This is a genomic window from Promicromonospora noduliphila (assembly GCF_056951025.1).
Genome location: NZ_CM167806.1, coordinates 5,325,636 through 5,345,337, shown reverse-complemented (window position 1 = coordinate 5,345,337; position 19,702 = coordinate 5,325,636). Strand labels below are relative to the sequence as shown.

Annotated in this window: 19 protein-coding genes and 1 pseudogene; 11 read left to right on the top strand and 9 right to left on the bottom strand. The window is 74.0% G+C overall.

Annotation, left to right across the window (positions count from 1 at the left end):
- The first annotated feature begins 182 nt into the window (after positions 1-182).
- The 3 genes from AC0QU1_RS23225 (at position 183) to AC0QU1_RS23215 (ending at position 2,478) form a co-directional block, all read left to right on the top strand.
- Positions 183-1,013 (top strand): ABC transporter ATP-binding protein, encoded by an 831-nt coding sequence (locus AC0QU1_RS23225; protein WP_483572789.1) that lies wholly within the window; start codon positions 183-185, stop codon positions 1,011-1,013.
- Entirely contained in the window at positions 1,010-1,771 is a 762-nt protein-coding gene (locus tag AC0QU1_RS23220) for an ABC transporter permease (RefSeq protein ID WP_483572788.1), read from the top strand. Before AC0QU1_RS23225 ends, AC0QU1_RS23220 begins: the two co-directional genes overlap by 4 nt.
- 191 nt (positions 1,772-1,962) lie before the next feature.
- The gene (locus tag AC0QU1_RS23215) at positions 1,963-2,478 is read left to right on the top strand and encodes a pyridoxamine 5'-phosphate oxidase family protein (protein ID WP_483572787.1); all 516 of its coding nucleotides are present in this window, start codon (positions 1,963-1,965) and stop codon (positions 2,476-2,478) included.
- Between the two features lie 48 nt (positions 2,479-2,526).
- Here AC0QU1_RS23215 and AC0QU1_RS23210 read toward each other — a convergent pair whose 3' ends face one another.
- The 3 genes and pseudogenes from AC0QU1_RS23210 to AC0QU1_RS23200 form a co-directional block, all read right to left on the bottom strand.
- The gene (locus AC0QU1_RS23210) at positions 2,527-2,937 is read right to left on the bottom strand and encodes an ATP-binding protein (RefSeq protein WP_483616568.1); all 411 of its coding nucleotides are present in this window, start codon (positions 2,935-2,937) and stop codon (positions 2,527-2,529) included.
- 352 nt (positions 2,938-3,289) lie between these two features.
- Positions 3,290-3,397: pseudogene (locus tag AC0QU1_RS23205) on the bottom strand (histidine kinase); the annotation flags it as partial.
- Positions 3,398-4,007: 610 nt separating this feature from the next.
- The gene (locus AC0QU1_RS23200; protein ID WP_483572784.1) at positions 4,008-4,802 is read right to left on the bottom strand and encodes a response regulator transcription factor; all 795 of its coding nucleotides are present in this window, start codon (positions 4,800-4,802) and stop codon (positions 4,008-4,010) included.
- A 134-nt stretch (positions 4,803-4,936) separates the two neighbouring features.
- Here AC0QU1_RS23200 and AC0QU1_RS23195 point away from each other — a divergent pair, with 134 nt between their 5' ends.
- The 5 genes from AC0QU1_RS23195 (at position 4,937) to AC0QU1_RS23175 (ending at position 10,157) form a co-directional block, all read left to right on the top strand.
- Positions 4,937-5,827, top strand: coding sequence for an ABC transporter ATP-binding protein (locus tag AC0QU1_RS23195; RefSeq protein WP_483572782.1), 891 nt, complete (start codon positions 4,937-4,939; stop codon positions 5,825-5,827).
- Entirely contained in the window at positions 5,824-6,621 is a 798-nt protein-coding gene (locus AC0QU1_RS23190; protein ID WP_483572781.1) for an ABC transporter permease, read from the top strand. Before AC0QU1_RS23195 ends, AC0QU1_RS23190 begins: the two co-directional genes overlap by 4 nt.
- A 59-nt stretch (positions 6,622-6,680) precedes the next feature.
- Positions 6,681-7,328, top strand: a complete 648-nt coding sequence (locus AC0QU1_RS23185) for an SDR family oxidoreductase (protein WP_483572779.1) — start codon at positions 6,681-6,683, stop codon at positions 7,326-7,328.
- A gap of 235 nt (positions 7,329-7,563) precedes the next feature.
- Positions 7,564-8,421 carry an endo alpha-1,4 polygalactosaminidase gene (locus AC0QU1_RS23180; RefSeq protein WP_483572778.1) on the top strand — a complete coding sequence of 286 codons (858 nt, stop codon included), beginning with the start codon at positions 7,564-7,566 and terminating at the stop codon, positions 8,419-8,421.
- A gap of 95 nt (positions 8,422-8,516) precedes the next feature.
- The gene (locus tag AC0QU1_RS23175; protein WP_483572776.1) at positions 8,517-10,157 is read left to right on the top strand and encodes a hypothetical protein; all 1,641 of its coding nucleotides are present in this window, start codon (positions 8,517-8,519) and stop codon (positions 10,155-10,157) included.
- Positions 10,158-10,161: 4 nt separating this feature from the next.
- Here AC0QU1_RS23175 and AC0QU1_RS23170 read toward each other — a convergent pair whose 3' ends face one another.
- The 3 genes from AC0QU1_RS23170 to AC0QU1_RS23160 all read right to left on the bottom strand — a co-directional run bounded on the left by AC0QU1_RS23170 (position 10,162) and on the right by AC0QU1_RS23160 (position 13,428).
- The gene (locus AC0QU1_RS23170) at positions 10,162-10,956 is read right to left on the bottom strand and encodes an FHA domain-containing protein (protein WP_483572774.1); all 795 of its coding nucleotides are present in this window, start codon (positions 10,954-10,956) and stop codon (positions 10,162-10,164) included.
- Positions 10,957-11,028: 72 nt separating this feature from the next.
- Positions 11,029-12,903 (bottom strand): serine/threonine-protein kinase, encoded by a 1,875-nt coding sequence (locus AC0QU1_RS23165; protein ID WP_483572772.1) that lies wholly within the window; start codon positions 12,901-12,903, stop codon positions 11,029-11,031.
- 123 nt (positions 12,904-13,026) lie between these two features.
- Positions 13,027-13,428: a PaaI family thioesterase gene (locus AC0QU1_RS23160; RefSeq protein WP_483572770.1), complete on the bottom strand. Its 402-nt coding sequence runs from the start codon at positions 13,426-13,428 to the stop codon at positions 13,027-13,029.
- Between the two features lie 76 nt (positions 13,429-13,504).
- Between AC0QU1_RS23160 and AC0QU1_RS23155 the strand changes: the two genes are divergently transcribed.
- The gene (locus tag AC0QU1_RS23155; RefSeq protein ID WP_483572768.1) at positions 13,505-14,077 is read left to right on the top strand and encodes a TetR/AcrR family transcriptional regulator; all 573 of its coding nucleotides are present in this window, start codon (positions 13,505-13,507) and stop codon (positions 14,075-14,077) included.
- Positions 14,078-14,191: 114 nt separating this feature from the next.
- Here the strand turns inward: AC0QU1_RS23155 and AC0QU1_RS23150 are convergent, their stop codons facing one another.
- Together AC0QU1_RS23150 and AC0QU1_RS23145 are read right to left on the bottom strand one after the other, a co-directional pair.
- A complete protein-coding gene (locus AC0QU1_RS23150; RefSeq protein WP_483572766.1) occupies positions 14,192-14,620 on the bottom strand; it encodes an organic hydroperoxide resistance protein in 429 nt (142 codons plus the stop codon).
- Positions 14,621-14,731: 111 nt separating this feature from the next.
- Positions 14,732-15,355, bottom strand: coding sequence for a TetR/AcrR family transcriptional regulator (locus AC0QU1_RS23145; protein WP_483572764.1), 624 nt, complete (start codon positions 15,353-15,355; stop codon positions 14,732-14,734).
- A gap of 161 nt (positions 15,356-15,516) precedes the next feature.
- Between AC0QU1_RS23145 and AC0QU1_RS23140 the strand changes: the two genes are divergently transcribed.
- On the top strand, positions 15,517-17,151 hold the full coding sequence (locus AC0QU1_RS23140) for a hypothetical protein (RefSeq protein ID WP_483572762.1): 1,635 nt from the start codon (positions 15,517-15,519) through the stop codon (positions 17,149-17,151).
- A 49-nt stretch (positions 17,152-17,200) separates the two neighbouring features.
- Complete coding sequence (locus tag AC0QU1_RS23135) at positions 17,201-18,811, top strand: beta-N-acetylhexosaminidase (protein WP_483572760.1); 1,611 nt, start codon at positions 17,201-17,203, stop codon at positions 18,809-18,811.
- On the opposite strand, the gene rsmI is transcribed toward AC0QU1_RS23135, so the two are convergent.
- Positions 18,812-19,687, bottom strand: a complete 876-nt coding sequence (gene rsmI, locus AC0QU1_RS23130) for a 16S rRNA (cytidine(1402)-2'-O)-methyltransferase (RefSeq protein ID WP_483572759.1) — start codon at positions 19,685-19,687, stop codon at positions 18,812-18,814.
- Between the last annotated feature and the right edge of the window lie 15 nt (positions 19,688-19,702).

Here is a 19,702-nt window from a genome sequence, read left to right as displayed (position 1 = left end):
GGAACCGCACTGACCAGCAAGAACACAACTCGGCACCACTATGCCCTTGCGGTGACACCAGAATGGTGTCACAGTGATGTCGCTGATGACGCAAACCTGCTCGGCGGACCGCCTGGGTCCGCCGGGGCCGGGGGCGGCTGGGCCCACATCTTTCAGAGCCTCACCAGAGAAGAGGGAACGGAATGAGTATCGACAGACAGGGTCGTGAGCCCGCGATCCGTGTGCAGGGAATCGAGAAGTCCTACAAGGAGCTGCACGTCCTGCGCGGCGTCGACTTCGAGGTGGCGCCGGGCAGCATCTTCGCGCTGCTGGGTTCCAACGGGGCCGGCAAGACCACGATGGTGCGGATCCTGTCGACGCTGCTGCGGCACGACGCCGGCACCGCGACGGTGCAGGGGTTCGACGTGGCGACCGAACCGCTTCGGGTCCGGGAGTCGATCAGCCTGACGGGACAGTTCGCCGCGGTGGACGAGGTCCTGTCGGGTCGCGAGAACCTGGTGCTGGTGGCCAGGCTCCGGCACCTCAAGGACCCGGGCCGGATCGCGGACGACCTGCTGGCCCGCTTCGACCTGACCGAGGCGGGAGCGCGGAAGGCGGCCACCTACTCGGGCGGTATGCGGCGTCGGCTGGACATCGCGATGAGCCTGATCGGCAGCCCGAAGGTGATCTTCCTCGACGAGCCCACCACGGGCCTGGACCCCGAGGCGCGCCTCGAGGTCTGGCAGGTCGTCAAGGAGCTCGCCGACTCGGGTACGACGGTGCTGCTGACCACGCAGTACCTCGACGAGGCAGAGCAGCTCGCCGACCGGATCGCCGTCCTGCACCAGGGCCGGATCATCGCCAACGGCACCCTCGACGAGCTGAAGCGGCTGCTGCCGCCGGCGAAGGTCGAGTACGTCGAGAAGCAGCCGTCCCTCGAGGACGTCTTCCTCGCCCTCATCGGGGGCAACGGCAGCACGCAGCCGAGCAAGGACCAGTCGAGCAAGGTCGAGACCAGTAAGGACCAGTCATGAGAACCCACTTCTTCGGCGACACCGCCGTCCTGACCGGGCGGTCCCTGACCCACATCGCCCGCAGCCCCGACACCATCGTCACCACGGCGGTCACGCCGATCGCGCTGATGCTGCTGTTCGTCTACGTCTTCGGCGGCGCGATCCAGGCCGACGTCGACAGCTATGTCAACTACCTGCTGCCCGGCATCCTGCTCATCACGATCGCGTCGGGCATCGCGTACACCGCCTACCGGCTGTTCCTCGACCTGCAGGGCGGCATCTTCGAGCGGTTCAACTCCATGCCGATCTCCCGGTCCTCCGTGCTGTGGGCGCACGTGCTGACCTCGCTGGTCGCGAACCTGATCTCGGTGGCCGTGGTCGTGGGCGTCGCCCTCCTGATGGGCTTCCGCTCCGGCGCGGGAGTGCTGGACTGGCTCGCCGTGACCGGCATCCTCGTCCTGTTCACCCTCGCCCTGACCTGGCTGGCCGTCATCGCCGGCCTGACCGCCAAGACCGTCGACGGCGCCAGCGCGTTCTCCTACCCGCTGATCTTCCTGCCGTTCATCAGCTCGGCGTTCGTGCCCACCGACACCATGCCCGGCCCGGTGCGGTGGTTCGCCGAGAACCAGCCGGTCACGTCCATCGTCAACACGGTCCGCGACCTGCTCGCGCAGCAGCCGGTCGGGTCCGACATCTGGGTCGCCCTGGCCTGGTGCGTCGGCATCCTCGTCGTCGCCTATGTCTTCGCGATGAACGCCTACCGGCGCAAGATCGCCTGAGGCAGCACCTGAGGCGGCACCTGAGGCGAGTCGACGAACCCCCTCCGTCCCACGGGACGGAGGGGGTTCGTCGTGCCACGGGCCGACGGCGGACGTCTGCCGAGGCCCGGATGTCGAGAACGTGCTGCCCGCTCCGTCCCAGGGGTAGCGGCGGCCAGAAGGGGCCGCCGAGACCGCCGAGGAGACCAGTCATGAACGAGACAGCCATGCACCCGGACGAGATCGCCGAGGTGCTGAACCGCCCGCTGAGCCAGGAGCTGCTGGGCCGCGACATCACCCGCCTCGCCTACGTGGCCAAGGACGGCACACCGCGCAACGTCCCGATCGGGTTCACCTGGAACGGCGCGGAGGTCGTCATGTGCACCACGAAGAACGCCCCGAAGCTCGCGAGCCTGCGCCGGAACCCGATGGTCGCCCTGACGATCGACACCGAGGTGCACCCGCCCAAGATCCTGCTCCTGCGCGGTTCGGCCGAGCTGGACTACGTGGACGGCATCCCCGACGAGTACCTCGAGGCCAACACCTCCTACGAGATGACCGCCGAGCAGCGCGTCGAGTGGGAGAAGGAGGTGCGTTCGCTCTACGTCGACGGCATGGTCCGCGTGGTCGTGACCCCGACGTGGGCCAAGCTGATCGACTTCGAGACGACGCTGCCGAGCGCGGTCGAGGAGCTGATCCGGGCCCGGGCGGAGCGGGAGCGCGTGTGAGCGAGCCGGGTCACGGCCGTCCAGGGCGCGCCGGCGTCCCGGGTGGGCTCACACCCGCCCGCCGCCGAGCAGGTAGGCAGCGACCAGCGCGGCGCCGGCGAGCGTCGGCGTCCAGAACGTGACGAGCATGCCGCGCCGGAGCCGGGCCCGGGCGGCGGCGAGCTCAGCGTGGGCAGTGCCCTCCCGGCGTGCGGGCAGGACGGCGCGCCCGGAGCGGGGCGAGTCCGGCGCCCCGGTGTCCGCCTCATGAGGGCTCGCGCCCCGGACCGGGAGGCGTGCGGTGACAGTGAAGCCGCCGTCGGGCGCGGGGCCGGCAGTCAGGACGCCGCCCGCCAGCCGGACCCGTTCGTCCAGCCCGATCAGCCCGTAGCCGGTGCCGTTGCCGGACGGCGGGCGGGGTGGCGCATCGTTGGTCACGGTGACGACCAGGACGCCGTCGGCCCCGGCCTCGTGCGCCAGGGTGACCCGGACGGCGGCGCCGGGCGCGTGCTTGGCGGCGTTGGTCGAGCGCCTCCTGCACCACGCGGTGGGCGGCGCGGGCCGCGTCGGGGGCGATCTCGCCTGCCTGCGCAGCGGCCGGAGCCGACGCGCCCGCCGGAGTCGGCTCCCGGTCCGGCCCCGGCTCCCGACCAGACCCCGCGTCGAGAGCCACCCGCATCCCCGACGCCGCGGCCCGCTCCACGAGCGCCGCTATCGAGTCGGCCGGGTGCGCGGCCGGGCCGGGTGGTGCGTTGCGCGGCGCGGGCTCGGCGTCGTCGCGCAGCATCGTCACCACCTCGTGCAGGCGCACGGTGACGGCGGCCGCCGACTCGCGCAGCCGGGCCGCGGCGGTTCGCTGCTCCGGGTCGGTTGCGGTCGCCTCCAGCGCCCCGGCCTGGACCGCGACGAGGCTGAGGTCGTGGCCGAGGGAGTCGTGCATGTCGCCGGCGATGCGGGCGCGCTCCCGCAGGCGGGCCTGTCCGACGGCGCGGTCCTGCTCCCGCTCCAGCCGCTCCGCCAGGTCCCACCCGGCGCGGACCAGCTCGCCGTGCTGGTGCACATACTGCCCGCCCGCCCACGGGACCAGCACCTGGAGCACGAGCCCGGTGAGCATCTCGAACCAGTCGTCCGCCGTCCCCGGTGCACCGCCCGCGGCGATGACCAGCGCGAACACCGTCAGCAGGCCGGCAACGGCGGTGCCGAGGCCCAGCAGGGCCCTGCGCCCGTCGGTCCGGCGGCCGAGCAGGAACGAGAAGGCGAACTGCGCGACGACGAGCTGGCTCGTGTAGAGATTCCCGCTGGCGACGAGCGACAGCGCACCCGGCAGCACGGCGGCCACGACGGGCCAGCGGCGTGCGACGAGGACCGCGACGACCAGGGTCGGCAGGGCCGCCGCCACCAGGTCTGTGCTCGCCCACGCGCCGGGGTTGTCCGGCCCGTTGCCGATCAGGGCGAACGCAACCAGTACGCCGAGCAGCCCGACGTCCACCGCGAGCCGGAGGAGCCAGGGTTGGCGGCCGATCGCGCCCGGCCGTCCCACGGGGACCAGGCTAAGCACCCGCGCTCCCGGCCGCGCCGGGCCCCGGACTGGCGCCTGGCCCCGGACTGGCGCCCGGCCCCGGACCGGCGCCCGGCCCCGGACCGGCGGCAGGCTCCGCACCCGGCTCCACGAGCCCCGCCTCGTGCGCCAGCACCGCCGCCTGCACGCGGTTGCGCACCCCGAGCCGCGCCAGCGCGGAGCTGACGTACGCCTTGACGGTCCCCTCCACGAGGTACAGCCGGGCTCCGATCTCCGCGTTCGACAGGCCGGCGCCCAGCAGCGCCAGCACGTCGCGCTCCCGCGGGGACAGGCCCGTCACCAGGTCGCGGGCCCGGGTCCGACGGCGGTCCGCCGCGGCCGACCCGACGGGCCCACGGCCGTCGTCGTCCAGGAGGCGGATCACGCGGGCGGCGACGCGCGGGGAGAGGTACGCCGCGCCGTCGTGCGCGGCCCGGACCGCGGCGACCAGCTCGGCCGGGTCGCCCGACTTGAGCAGGAACCCGCTCACCCCGGCGGCCAGGGCCGCGGTGATGTACTCGTCCTCGCCGAACGTGGTCAGCATCAGCACCCTGGTTCCAGGGACGGTGCGGCGGATCTCCTCGGCGGTGGCCAGTCCGTCCAGGTGGGGCATGCGGATGTCCAGCACCGCGACGTCGGGCCGGTGCGTGCGGGCGAGGGCGACGGCGGCGAGCCCGTCCGGGGCCTCCGCGACCACGTCCACGCCGTCGGCCGACGTGAGGATGGTGCGCAGGCCCGCGCGGATCATGGCCTCGTCGTCGGCCAGGAGGACGCGGATCTCGCTCACGCACCGACGGTACCCGGGCGGCGGCGGCGCGCGGCCGCAGTCGGGCCGCGCGGGGCGAAGACCTGACGAACGACAGTAGTGCGGGTGCCGATCGGCGGACGCGGCGCGCCCGCCGCCCGCCGTACGTTCGCCGGGTGATCGAGCTGAAGAACCTCACCAAACGCTACGGCGACAAGACGGCGGTCGACGACGTCACCCTGCGCCTCGAACCCGGCAGCGTCACCGGGTTCCTGGGTCCGAACGGCGCCGGGAAGTCCACCACGATGCGCCTGATCCTCGGCCTGGACGCGCCGACGTCGGGCACGGCGCTGGTCGACGGGCGCCCGTACGCCGCCCTCGAACGCCCGCTGACCACCATCGGGGCGCTGCTCGACGCCAGGGCGGTGCACCCCGGCCGCAGCGGCCGCGACCACCTGCGTGCCATGGCGCGCAGCCAGCGCCTCCCCGCCCGCCGGGTCGACGAGGTGCTGGAGCGCACCGGCATGACCGACGCCGCCCGGCGCCGCGCCGGTACCTACTCCCTGGGCATGAGCCAGCGGCTCGGCATCGCAGGGGCGCTGCTGGGCGACCCCCGGGTGCTCATGCTCGACGAGCCCGTCAACGGCCTGGACCCCGACGGCGTCACCTGGATCCGCACCCTGCTGCGCGGCCTCGCGGCCGAGGGGCGCACCGTGTTCGTGTCCTCGCACCTGATGAGCGAGATGCAGCAGACGGCGGACCGGCTCGTCGTGCTCGGCAAAGGGCGCGTCATCGCCGACGAGCCCATGGCGAACCTGCTCACCGCCACCGGCTCGCGGGTGCACGGGCCCGGGCTGGGGCCGCTCGCCGAACGGCTCGACGGCGCGCGGTGGACCGCCGCCGACGAGCTGACCGTCCCGGGCGTGCGGCCGGAGGAGGTCGGCGCGCTCGCCCACGAGCTCGGCCTCCTGCTGCACCGGCTCGAGGCGACCGAACCGACGCTGGAGGAGTCCTACATGAGCCTGACCGCCGACGCCGTCGAGTACACCGCGGGTGGTGCGGCATGAGCGCGACCACCGCACCGACGCCGTCGGCAGGCCTGGACCCGGTGCGCGGCGGGCCGGCGGCCGCGGTCCGGACCCGGCTCGGCGACGCGGTCGCCGCAGAGCGGATCAAATTGTGGAGCCTGCGCTCCACCTGGTGGTACCTCGGCGGGGCCGCAGCGGTCGTCGTGCTGACGGGCATCCTCGAGCCCGGCGACGGCGACCCCACCACACCCGACGCCGTGGCCCCCGTGCTGGCGGCGGTGTCGTACTTCGTGCAGTACATCCTGGCGGCGTTCGGGATCGTCGCGATCACCGGCGAGTTCGCCACCCGGTCGATCACCGTCACCATGGCGTGCACGCCGCGCCGCACCTGGATCATGGTGGCGAAGGCGCTCGTCGTCGGCGTCGTCACGTTCGGGGCGTCGCTGGTGATGACCGCCGGAGGGCTGCTGCTCACCGCGGCCCGGCTGGGCGAGCTCGCGCTCGCCGACGGGACGCAGGCCGAGACCGTGCTCGGGGCGTCCGTCTACCTGGCGCTGCTCGCCGTGCTCTCGATGGGGCTCGCGACGCTGGTGCGCCGGACGGCGGGGGCGCTCTCGATCGTGGTGCTGCTCCTGCTCATGGTGCCGGAACTGCTGCGCATGCTGTCCGAGCGGCTGGCGGCGCCCTGGATCAACACGGTCGGCGACTGGACGCCCAGCCCGATCGGGTGGCGGCTGATGGAGGGTGACTGGGCCGCCGGGCTCGCGCTCGTGGCGTGGGCAGGGGCCGCGGTCGCCGCGGCGGTCTGGGTGCTGCGGCGACGGGACGCGTGACCACAGCGTCGGAGGGAGCCGGGCATAGCCTGGAGCCGAACCTGACGGAAGGAAGCACCATGTCCCGTGTTCTGATCATCGGCGGCCACGGCAAGATCGCGCTCCGGCTCGCCCCTCTGCTCGTCGAGCGGGGCGACGACGTCACCAGCGTCTTCCGCAACCCCGGCCACGAGCAGGAGGTCGCGGCGACGGGCGCGACGCCGCGGGTCGCCGACGTCGAGCACCTGGACACCGCAGGGCTCACCGAGCTGCTGCGGGGACAGGACGCCGTGGTCTGGTCGGCGGGCGCCGGCGGCGGGAACCCGCCGCGCACCTACGCCGTCGACCGGGACGCCGCCGTCCGCTCGATGGATGCCGCCGAGGCCGCGGGCGTCGCGCGCTACGTCATGGTGTCCTACCTCGGCGCGCGCCCCGACCACGGGGTTCCCGAGGGCAGTTCGTTCTTCCCGTACGCGGAGGCCAAGGCCGCCGCCGACGAGCACCTGCGCGCCTCCGGGCTGGACTACACGATCCTCCAGCCCGGCCCGCTCACGCTGGACGACCCGACCGGCCGTATCGAGGTGGCGAACCCCGGCGACGGCCGGGTCACGCGTGCCGACGTCGCCAGGGTGATCGCCACAGTTCTGGCCGACGACGGCACCGTGCGGCGCACCATCGCGTTCGGCAACGGCGCGACGCCGATCGCGGAGGCGGTTGCCGGGGCGTGACCTGCGCGGGGTTCTCGGCGCCCGGCCGAAGGTCGGCACCCGGCCCGGTCGATGTCTGGCCGGGGAAGTTCCCTCGCGGGGCTGTGTTGCTGTGAGTCGACAAGGTCTACGCACAGCAACACAACCCCGCGAGCGGCACTTTCTCCCTGGGTCTGCTCCCGCCCTTTGACGGCTGCTGCGGGCTCGTTCAACTCGCGCGGTTCGTCCGGCACTCGCCTGCACCTACGATCAGCGGGTGGCCCAGCGGATCGTGACCGTCCTTGTCGCCCTCCTTGCGCTCGCCGGCTGTCAGGCCGGTCCGGACGCCGGCACGAGCGCGACCGGCACCTCCGCGACCGCCACCACCGCCGACGTGACCCTCCCGCCCACGTCCGGGCGGTTCGACTACCAGCTCGGCACCGCCTACGTGCTCGACGGCGGGCTCGACGTCGTGGTGCGCGACGCGACCGCCGAGCCGGCGGCAGGCGCCTACAACGTCTGCTACGTCAACGGGTTCCAGACCCAGCCCGGCCAGGCCGACCTCTGGCTCGACGGCAACGAGGACCTGCTGCTGCACGATGCGGACGGCGAGCTCGTCGTGGACCCGGACTGGCCCGACGAGTACGTGCTGGACCCGTCGACCGAGGAGCAGCGCGGCCGCATCCTCGGTCTGCTCGGCCCTGTGATCACCGGGTGCGCCGAGGCGGGCTTCGCGGCGGTCGAGATCGACAACCTCGACACCTGGACGCGGTTCACCGAACCGGGCACGGGCCTGATCGAGCGGGCGGACGCCCTGGCGCTCGCCGGCGCCTACATCGACACGGCCCACGAGGCGGGTCTCGCCGTCGGGCAGAAGAACGCCGCCGAGGCGACGACGGCGGGGCGTGAGCTCGGGTTCGACTTCGCCGTCACCGAGGAGTGCGCTGCCTATGCCGAGTGTGCCGCCTACACCGGCGTCTACGGGGATCACGTGCTCCAGATCGAGTACACGGACAACCTCCCGGACGGGTTCGACGCCGTCTGCGCCGATCCGGACCGCGCGCCGCTGACGATCCTGCGGGACCGGGACCTGGTGGGCCCAGACGACGAGGCGTACGCGTACGAGCGCTGCTGAAGCGACATGCCTTCTGACCTGGGTTTCCATCTCCCGGGAGGGGTCCCCGACGGTCTACGCTTCACTGGGCGTCTACCCGACAGAAGGAGCACCCCATGGTTCCCGAGAGCGCGCCCCCGGCAGGCGACGACGCGGGCTCGCCCTACATCGTGCGTCCGGCCGAGGATCCGCGCCCGACCGAGGATCCGCGCGGTGCGTCCCCGGCTGGACCGCCCGAGAACCCCTGGAGCTCCGCCCCCGTACCGCCGCCCGAGCGGCCACGGCCCCCTGCCGACCTGATCGCGGTGCTGCTCGGCAACGCGACCCTGCTGGGCCTCGGTTACGCGTTCCTGCGGCGGTGGGGCCTGTTCGTCCTGGCGGTGGCCGGGTCGGTGCTGCTGGTCGGCCTGCTCGCGGTCTACCCGGGCTCGCCGGTCGTGCTGACGCTGCTCGCGCTCTGGTGGGCGGCGATGATCGGGCACGGCTGGTGGCTCGTCCGCGAGAAGCAGACGCAGTCCTGGCCCCAGCGCATCGTGGCGGGCGTCGTCGTGGTGGCGCTGGTCGCCACCGTCGTCGGGCTGCGGATCGACACGGAACGGACGGTGCGGGACGCCGCCGACGCCCACGCCGCCGGTGACTGCGAGCGGGCGACCGAGCTCCTGGAGAAGATCGGCCCAACGGACCGCATCGTGCACGCCTCGGCGGCGCTCGACGGCGAGGCGGACCTGGAGACCTGCGGGTCGCTGCTCGCCGCCCTCGACCTCGCCGAGCAGGACCCGCCCCAGCTCCGCGAGGCCGCCGCCGCGCTGCGCGGGTACCTGGACGACCCGCGGGCGCTCTGGACGGGCGCGGGGATCCGGCGCGCCGACCTGCTGCTGGACGCGGCGTACGACGCCGGCGACATCGACCAGCGGGCGCTGGAGGCCGGCTTCGCCGAGCTCACCACGACGCTCGACGCCCATCCCGACCTGGGTGACCAGGTGGCGGACACCGTCGAGACCTTCCTGGCCGACCTCGCCGAGGACCCGGACGACTGCGCGGCCCGAGACGTCGTCGAGTGGGTGGACGGCCAGGACTGGGCCGAGCCCGCGCTGGCCGAGCCGGTCGAGGCGGCGTCGGACGAGGTGCCGCGGCGCATCCTGGAGTGCGCCCGCACGCTGGCCGCCGCGGACGACCTGACGGCGTCGCGCCACACCTACGAGGCGTTCCTGCACGACTTCCGGTCGGACCGCAGGGCGGACGCGGCGTCCGACGAGCTGTACGACGTGATCACCGGCATCCAGCGCAAGAACGTCCGGAGCCTGCTGGCCGCCGACCGCTACTGCGCCAACCCCGAGCCGTACCGGGGCGCCGCCCCGTACCGGCGCAGCGGCGGCAACCCGATGCGGGTGTTCGGCATCGACCCGGTGGCGCACGCGTTCCCGCGCTCGTGGCGCGCGCACAGCCTGGACGACATGGTGCTCGTGGCCTGCGTCGACGGGCCGAAGGAGGGCTCGTACCAGGAGACCTGCACGTACGAGAGCGACCTGAGCCCGTGGGGGTCCGACGTCCGGTTCTACGCGAGCCGGTTCGACGTGCAGCTCTACGAGGTCCGCACCGGCCGCCAGGTCGCCGCGTTCACGGACGAGTTCGGCGAACCGTGCCCGCCGAGCATCCTGGTCGAGTCGTACACGAGCTTCTTCGTGCCGCCCGAGACGAAGCGCTCCTCGTTCACCTCGGCGGAGGTCCGCGGGATGTTCGAGGTCTACCAGAGCTGACCCGTCAGAACTCCTCAAGGAGCAGCACGTCCGGCGGCACCAGGGTGCGGGTCTGCAGCAGCTCGGTGATCAGGTTGTGGTTGAGCATGTTGCCCACCGGCTCGCCGACCTCCTCACGGGTCAGCCCCGGCACGCCGGCGCGCGAGAGCCGCCGTCGGACCCCTGAGACGAGGTGCTCCACGCGCTTGCTGCTCCACTTCTCGCCGGGCTGCAGCGCCTTGAGGTCGACGGCGACCTGGTGCCAGGTGCAGGGCTGCGGGTAGGCCTCGTGCAGCAGGTACTTCTGCGCGAGCGAGACCAGGGCCAGCCGCTCGTTGGCCCGGAGCTTCCACGGCTTGTCGTGCAGCGTCGCCGCCTCGGGCGCCGGGCGAGGCAGACGCCCGTCGTCGCCGGCGACGTACAGCTCGAGCAGGTGCCTGCGGCGGGCCGTGCCGTTGACGAAGACGGGGGTGTACCCGGGGTCGACCGGGTAGGGGTCGTCCTCGGGGAACAGCGTCATCGAGCGGGGGAGCTGGAGCGCCCGGTGCCCGATGTTCGTGAGCCACCACCGGCCGCCCCGGAACGTCACGGTGCCCTGGTTCCGGCTGACCCGCAGATCGTCCTCGCCGACGCACACGTGCACCTCCGGACGGTTGCGTCCGAACACCACCGACCGCTCCTCACGGGCGCCGAGCCGGATGCCGCCGGACACGGAGAGGGCGTAGATCGTGCCCGGCTCCGATGTCGGGACGCCGAACGCCAGGCTCGCGTGGCTGGCGGAGAGCGGTTCTGTGCCCTCCATCTGCGGGATGTCCGTCATGGCGACCTCCAAGTGGTCCAGTCGTCGCCAGCCTGGCACGTCATCGCGGGGACCCCTCCCGACGTCGTCCGGTCAGGACACGGCCGGGAGCCGCGCGGCCACCGGCTCGGCCACGTCGAGGAGCAGGTCGCACAGCTCGTCGACCGGCTCGTCGTCGCCCGCCGTGAGCTGGAACCGGACCAGCTCCGCGACGATGTCGCCGTCGCCGTCCACGCTGACCGCCACGCGGTTCACCATCGACACCAGGCACGAGTCGGCGGACCACGAGTCGCCTTCGACGAACACCTCGTGCCCGCTGAGGACGAGGCGCTCGCCGTCGTCCGCGGAGAGCGGGTCGCTGTGCTGGAACAGCACCCGCAGGTCCTTGCCGTCGTCCGCCTCCCACCGGCAGTCCCACTCGGCGAAGCCCACGATGCGGCGGGCCGCGTCGACGCCCGGCAGGCGGTCCAGGGGCTCCCCGGCGAGCAGGTCGCACGCGCTCTCCGCGTAGAGCGAGCCCGCGGCGGGCGCCCGCTCGCGGCGGGGCAGCTCGCCCCCGTTGAGCAGCGTCGTGGCGTGGTTCAGGGTCGCGTCGGCGAGGGCGCACGTGTCGGCGCCGTCGCCCGACTCCTGCTCGGCGTTCAGCGAGATGTTGTAGTCGCCGCCGGGCAGGAACAGCTCGCGGCTGCACTCGTCCGGCAGGTCGCTCTCGTCGTCCACCACGGTGATCCGGCCGACCCGCCGGTTCGGCTCGGCCGGCTCCTCGCTGTTGTGCCACATCGTGGCGCTGACGGCGGTCACGGCGCCGTCGTCGTCGGTCACCACGACGTCGCACCGGTTGAGCTCCGCGTGGTCGGTGCGGACCCGGGTCAGGCCGAACGCGCCGAGCGCCTCGACGTCCAGCAGCGCGCACGGGTCGGCCGTGGCCGGGTCGCCGACGACGGCGGTGCTCCCGGCGTCGGCGATCTCCGGGCCGTCGTCCTCGGGGGAGCCGGTCGCGCCGCCGGCGCTCGTTCCCGCGACGGGCGTCTCGCCGCCCTGCGTGGACCCGCCGTCCAGGGCGAACCAGACGGCGGTCGAGACCGCCGCCACCAGGACGACGGCGGCGCCCGCCGCGGCGAGCACCCACCTCGGACGTCGTCGTGGCCCGGTCGGCTCCGGCCCGACGCCCGCCGTCGGGTCGCCGGCCAGGACCGCCAGCTCCTGCCTGGCGTGCCGCAGGCGCGGCCGGTCGCCGGGCTTCTTGGCCAGCATCCGCAGCATGACGGGCCCCAGGCCGCCGGCGCGGGTGGGTGGCCGCACCTCCTCCGAGACCGTCTTCCACAGCAGGGCGTGCGCGTTGTCGTCGCCGAACGGCGTGGTGCCCTCGACCGCGAAGTAGAGGGTGGCGCCGAGCGACCAGACGTCGGCTGCCTCGGTGAACCGTCCGCCCTTCGCCACCTCGGGCGCGAGGTAGCCGGGCGTCCCGGTGAGCGCGCCGGTGGCGGTGACGGTCTCCTCGGCGTGCAGCGGGCGGGAGATGCCGAAGTCGGCGAGCTTGGCGAACCCGTCGTCGGTCACCAGGACGTTCGCGGGCTTGACGTCCCTGTGCAGCACCCCGTGCGCGTGCACCGCCTCGAGGCCGCCCGCGAGCTGGGCGCCGTAGCGGGCCGCCTCCGCGACCGGCAGCCAGCCGATCTCGGAGAGCGGCCGGCCGGCCACGTACTCCATGACCACCCAGACCTCGCCGTCGTCGTCGACCACGTCGTGCACGGAGACCACGTGCGGGTGGTTGATCCGCGCGAGCGTCCGGGCCTCGCGGCGGACCCGTTCGGCGCCCCCGTCGTCGCCCTCGTACCGCGTGCGCTTGAGGGCCACCGGCCGCTCGTGCAGCCGCAGGTCGGCGGCGCGCCACACCTCTCCGTGGCCGCCGGACCCGAGCCGCTCCTCAAGCCGGTACCGGCCGTCGATCACCTGCCCGGTGTGCACGCTGTCGTCCCCCTGTCGACCGGCAGGCCCGCCCTGTGCCTGTCCCGGACCGACGCTAATGCACCGTTTCCCGGGAGAACAGGGGGTGAACCCGGTTTCGGGAGGGGTCCCGGCTCTCGGGTGCTATGCCGCCGGGCGAACCAGCCGCACGGTCTGCACCACGTGCACGCACAGCTCGCCGGACTCGTCGGTCACCCGGACCTCGACCAGGACCTGCCGGCCGCTCGACCTGACCGGCACGGCGGTCGCGGTGGCCTGCCCCACGACGGGGCGCAGGAAGTGGGTGGTCGAGTCGACGGTGGCGGGCAGGGCGCCGGGCTCACCGTTGATCGCGGCGCAGACGGCGGCCGTGCCGTCGGCCAGCCCCATCAGGGCGCCGCCGTGCAGCCCGCCACCGACCGTCGACAGACCCGGCGCGAAGGGCAGCCGTCCGACGACGGCCTCCGGCGCGATCCTGTCGAGCTCGACGCCGAGCGTCCTGACGAACGGCGCCGCCGCGTAGACCTCGTCCGGGGTCAGTGTCATGAGGGCCCTTCTCCTCGTTGTAGAGACGACTCTCTAGAGAGAGGAATCTAGCGAGGCCCTGGAGTACCGTCAACGCATGCCCCGCCCGACCCACGACACCTCGGCGATCCTCGACGCCGCGGGCCGGATCCTCGGCTCGGGCGGGCTCGCGAAGGTCACGATGGCGGCGGTCATCCGCGAGGCCGGCGTACCGAGCGGCTCGCTCTACTACCGGTTCCCCGACCGTCCGGCCCTGCTCGCCGCCCTGTGGAACCGCGCGATCGAGAGCTACCACCGCGACGCGTACCCGCTGTTCGACGGCGACCCCGTCGAGGCGGCCGCCGCGCTCGCCACCCACACCGTGCGGTGGTGCCAGGCCGAGCCCGCCCACGCGCACGTGCTGCTCGCCGGGCGCTCCCGGTTCGATGCCGCGGCCTGGCCCGAGGCCGCCCGCGCGGTGGAGAAGGCCGAGAGCGCGCGCTGGAACGAGGCGATCCGCGGGCTGACCCGCCGGCTCCGCGCCGCGACGTCCGTGACGACCACGGAGATCCTCCTCGTCGTCGTCGACCTGCCCTACGCCGCGGTGCGGCGGTACCTGAGCGGGGACCAGCCGATCCCGGCGGACCTCGCCGACGTGGTCGCCGGCCTCGTCCGCACGTCGCTGCGCTGACCGCGCGCGAAAGGCCCGCCTCGAGAACGGCCTTGGGCACCGGTTCCGGCCGGAATCCGTGCCCAAGGCCGTTCTCGAAGCGGACCTTCGGTGTCCGCGGCCGGGGTCAGGCTGTCAGGCGACCGTTGCGTCGATCGTCACCGGGATGTTGCCGCGGGTCGCGTTCGAGTACGGGCACACGGTGTGCGCGGTCTCGACCAGATGGTCGGCCGTGGCCTGGTCCACGCCGGCGAGCTCGACGTGCAGCGCCGCGCTCAGGCCGTACCGGCCGCCGTCCAGCGAGTTCAGGCTCACCTCCGCGACCACCGCGGAGTCGGTGAACGTGATCTTCTGCGCGGCGGCGACGCCCTTCAGCGCGCTGTGGAAGCACGCGGCCCAGCCGGCGGCGAACATCTGCTCGGGGTTGGTGCCCCCGCCAGGCCCGCCCATCGAGGTGGGGATGGCCAGCTTGAGATCCAGCATGCTGTCGTCGGTCACGACCTGGCCTCCGGCGCGGCCGTCCCCGGTGGACGTCGCGATCGCCGTGTAGACGCTCTCCGCCATGTCTGCTCCTCCTCGATGCGGCCGGGCGCACCAACGCCCGGCTATGTAGACGAACTAGTACGTCTACCATAGGGAGGCGCGACCACCCGATGCAAGGCGGGTGATCAGATCTCACCGAGACGAGGACCGGACCACCGCGAGCATCGCGCGCTCCAGGGCCGCACCCACCCGGGCGGGGTCGTCGAGGTACGCGGCCATCGCCGCGCCGTCGCGCAGCATCATCAGCTCCTCGGCCGCCGCCTCGGCGTCGGGCGCGCCGGCCGCGGCGGCCGCCTCGCCGAGCACGCCGCGGAACCAGGCGCGGTGCGTCGCGACGACCTGGCGCACGGGGCTGTCCGGGTCGGCGTACTCGGCCGCCGCGTTGAGGAACGGGCAGCCGCGGAAACCCGGGCTGCAGCTCGCGGCGCCGAAGCCGCGCGCGAAGAGGCGCAGGGTCTCCGCGCCGTCGTCCCCTGCGGCCGCGCGCACCTCGGCGAACGCCGCGCGCTCCCAGGCCGCCCGCCGTTCGAGGTAGGCCACCACCAGGTCGTCCTTGGTGCGGAAGTGCCGGTAGAAGGTGACCTTCGTGATGTGCGCGCGCTCGATGACCTTGTCGGCGCTGATCGCGCGGATCCCGTGCGCGTAGAACAGGTCGGACGCCGCGTCGAGGATGCGGTCCCTGGTCGAGCGCGGCGCGTCGTCGTCCGTGCTCGCCGTGGCCGGCCCCGTAGGGCCGCCCGCCGTCGTGGTGCTCATCCGGTGCCACCTGCTCCCGTGCTGGATCGGTCGTCCGCACCCAGTTTAGGCCGCGGTGTAGTGACGAGTTCGTCTACCGGGCGTCGCCCGGTCACCGCGTGTTCGGCCCGCCGTCACCACGGGGTTTCCACTTCGTCGCCGGGTGGGGGAGAATGTGACGCGTGGTTATCCGGAACGCCCGATTCGTCCCGCACCACCGACCCGCGTCCGCCGCGGCCCTGCTCGTGGCCTCCGCGCTCGTCCTCGCCGGCTGCACGGTGCCGACGGCGGAGGGCGTCGACGGCAAGACGGGGGAGAAGTTCCAGGTTCGTGAACTCTCCGGCCCCGCGCTGGTGCTCGACTCGACGGATCCGGCGGAGCTCGCGCTGACCGCGAGCCAGGCCTTCTTCCACGCCTCCCCGGTAGCGGTGCTCGCCCCGGCCGACGACGCCGACGCGCGCTCGACCGCCGCGGCCACCGGCACCGCCGTCGCCGCCCCCGTGCTGCTCACCGACGGCGGCGTCTCGGACACCAACGTCGTCGCCGAGCTGGAGCGGCTCGGCGCGGGCACCGTCGTCGTCATCGGTGACGAGCAGGCCGTGGCCGAGGTGGGCGACGCCGTCGGCGAGGCGGACGTCGTCCCGTTCGACCCCGGCGCGCTGAGCGCGGCCGCCGAGGCCGCCGCCTCCGCCGGACCCGGTGGTGGCGACGACGAGGAGCCGGGCGACGAGGAGCAGGACGGCGCCAAGGCCGAGATGCCGAGCGCCGACCAGCTCGACGAGCAGGACATCGACGACCTGCGCGCGCAGATCCCCGACGTCGCCGACCCGCACCTGCTGCAGGAGATCCTCGTGGCGGTGGACCCGAAGCTGGGGCAGGAGGCGGCCATCGGCACGGCGCTGGCCGCCGGCGCGGTTCCGGTTGAGGTGCCCGGCGGCGACGTCGCCGCCCACCCGGAGACCGTCGAGGCGATCCGCGCGCTGAAGCCGCTCGGTGTGGTCGGCATCGGCGGCGAGTTCGGCTCGGCCGAGGGCCTGGGCTGGCAGGTGGCGGTGGCGACGTCGGGCTCGACGCTGCCCGACGGCTCGCTGCGGCTGTTCCCCGGCCGGTACGTGTCGACGTCGTACACGGTGCCCGTCGGGGTGGCTGACCCGGCCGCCGACGCCGCCCGGGCCGTGGACGCCGCCGCGCTGAACGGCGACGTGCTGGGCGGTGCGCCGCTCGTCACCGTGGTCGCGAGCGTGCGGTCCACCACGCCGGGCGACGACGGCGACTACGTCGACGAGCAGCCGCTGGAGCTGATCACACCCGCCGTCGAGGCGATCCGCGGCGCCGGCCAGCTCGTGCTGCTCGACGTGGCGCCCGGCAACCAGCCGTTGGCGGCGCAGCTCGACGACCTGGAGCCGCTGCTGACCCGGCCGGGTGTCGGCCTGTCGGTGCACCCGGAGTTCCGGGCGGCGGGCAACGGCGCGGAGGCGGGCGCCGTCCCCGTCGCGGAGCTGCAGGCGGTCGTCGACCGGCTCGCGGCGCTCGCCACGGCGCACGGGCTGCCGCAGATCATGCTTGAGGTGCACCAGTCGACGGCGGCCTCCGTCGTCGGCCGGGCGGACCTGGTGGTCCCGCCGCAGGTGGCCGTGGTCTTCACGGCGGCGGGCCCGAGCGAGGGCCAGGCCACGGCGGACGGCGTGTGGGCCGACGTCGCCGGCGGTATCCCCGCCCACACGTTCCTCGGCTGGTCGGCGCCGAGCTCCGTGCCCGCCGACCCCACGAGCATCCTGCCCACCGAACCGCTCCTGGGCCTGGTCTCCGCGGGCTGAACCTGTCACACTTCGGGGCAACCATCGGAGCGAAGGGGCCCTAACAATCGTGACCACCGTGAGCAGCGGCGCGGGCGTCGTCGCCGATGCCGTCATCCCCGCACCCGTCGAGCTCGAGCGGGGCGAGGGGGTGCTGGACCTCACGACCGTCACCGTCCAGGCCCCGGACGACGCGCTCGCGCGCCTGGCGGGCGAGCTGCTGGCCACGGCGGGTGTCTCGGTGGTGCCGGGAGCATCAGGCGGCGGCGTGCCGGTGACCCTGACCATTGACCCGGCCGCCGGACCGGAGGGCTCGCGGAACCCCGAGCGCTACACCCTGACCGTGGCCGCCGACGGCGTGACCGTCGCGGCCGCCGAGCGCGCCGGGCTGCTGCACGGCGTGCGGACGCTGCGGCAGCTCGTCAACGCGGGCCGGGGCGGGGAAGGCCGCGGGGAGACGGGCGTGCCGCTCGAGGTGGGCGCCGTCGTCGTGCGGGACGAGCCGCGGTACCCGTGGCGCGGGCTGTCGCTCGACGTGGTGCGGCACTGGTTCGGCCCGGCGGACCTGCGGGCCGTCGTGGACCTCGTGGGCTCGTACAAGCTGAACCGCCTGCACCTGCACCTGACCGACGACCAGGGCTGGCGGCTGGAGATCCCGTCCCGGCCCGCGCTGACGGAGAAGTCCTCGCAGGGCGCGGTGGCGGGCGCGCCCGGCGGGTTCCTCAGCGCCGACGAGTACCGCGCGCTGCAGGAGTACGCGGCCGAGCGGGAGATCGTGATCGTGCCGGAGATCGACGTGCCCGGGCACGTCAACGCCGCCACCCACGCCTACGGCGAGCTGACGCCGTCGGGCGAGCCGACCGACCCCTACGACGGGATCGAGGTCGGGTTCTCGCGGCTGCACTTCGACCTGCCCGGCACCGAGCCGTTCCTGCGGGACGTGCTCACCGACGTCGCACGCATGACGCTGGGGCCGTGGGTGCACTTCGGCGGCGACGAGGTGCTGCTGATGCGGCCGGAGGAGTTCGGGCGGTTCGTGGGGCTGTGCCAGGAGATCATCGCGGGCGCCGGCAAGACGCCCGTCGCGTGGCAGGAGGCGGCGGGCTCGGCGCACGGCGACCAGTCGGCGGTCGCCGCGCTGGGCGGGGCGGCGGCCGAGGCCGGTGCGCCGTCGGACGGCGAGGCGCCGTCCGACGGTGATGTGCCGGACGGCGAGGCGCCCGTCCCGGTCCGGCCCGGCACGGTGCTGCAGTACTGGGACACCCGGCCCGACCCGGCGCCGTTCCTGCGGGCCGCGGAGGCCGGGGCGAGGTTCGTGCTGTCCCCGGCCGACCGGACCTACCTCGACATGAAGTACACGCCTGAGCACCCGCTGGGCCAGCAGTGGGCCGCGTTCGTCGAGCTGCACGACTCCTACGACTGGGACCCGGCCGCCGTCATCGAGGGGCTGCCCGAGTCGGCCGTCGAGGGAGTGTCGGCTGCGGTCTGGACCGAGACCCTGGCCAGCCGCGACGACCTGTTCTCGATGCTGCTGCCCCGGCTCGCTGCGGTGGCGGAGGCCGCCTGGTCGCGGCCCGACGCCAAGGACTGGGAGTCGTTCCGGGTCCGGATAGCGGTCGAGGCGGGCGCCTGGCGCCGCGACGGCGCCAGCTACCACCCGACCCCGCAGATCGACTGGTGACTACTTCGCGGGGCGGGCCGCCAGGGCCGCCGCGTAGAGGTCGCGCTTGGCCACGCCCGTGGCGTCGGCCACCTCGGCGACGGCGGCCTTGAGCCGCTCGCCCGCTGCGACCCGTTCGAGCACCTCGCCCACGACGTCGTCCACGCTGGCCCGGGCCGGCGGCGCCCCGCCCACGACGACGCAGATCTCGCCGCGGAGCTGCTCGGCCGCCGCACGCTCGGCGAGGTCCGCGAGCGGGCCGCGCAGCACCTCCTCGTAGGTCTTGGTGAGCTCGCGCGCGACGGCGGCCGGGCGGGTGCCGCCGAACGCCGAGGCCATCGCCGCCAGCGTCTCGGCGATCCGGTGCGGCGCCTCGAAGAACACCATGGTGCGCGGCTCCGCGGCCAGCGCGGCGAGCGTGCGCGAGCGGTCCCCGGCCTTGCGCGGCACGAAGCCTTCGAACGTGAACCGGTCGGTGGGCAGGCCGGAGAGCGCCAGCGCCGTCAGCACTGCGCTCGGCCCGGGGGCTGCGGTGACGCGCAGGTCGCGCTCGATCGCGCGCTCCACCACGCGGTACCCGGGGTCGGACACCGACGGCATCCCGGCGTCCGTCACGACCACCACCGTGCCGCCGTCGGCGACGACGTCGAGCAGCTCGTCGGCACGGGCCGTCTCGTTGTGCTCGTGGTAGCTGACGACCTTGCCGCGCACCTCGACGTCGAGCCGCCCGGCGAGCGCGTGCAGCCGGCGGGTGTCCTCGGCGGCGACGACGTCGGCGTCGGCCAGGAGGCGGACCAGCCGGGGTGAGGCGTCCTCCGCGTTGCCGATGGGGGTGGCGGCCAGGACGAGGGAGCCGGCCTCGGGCGCCGGCCCGGGAACCGGGGACTGGTCGGTCATGAACCACAGGGTCCC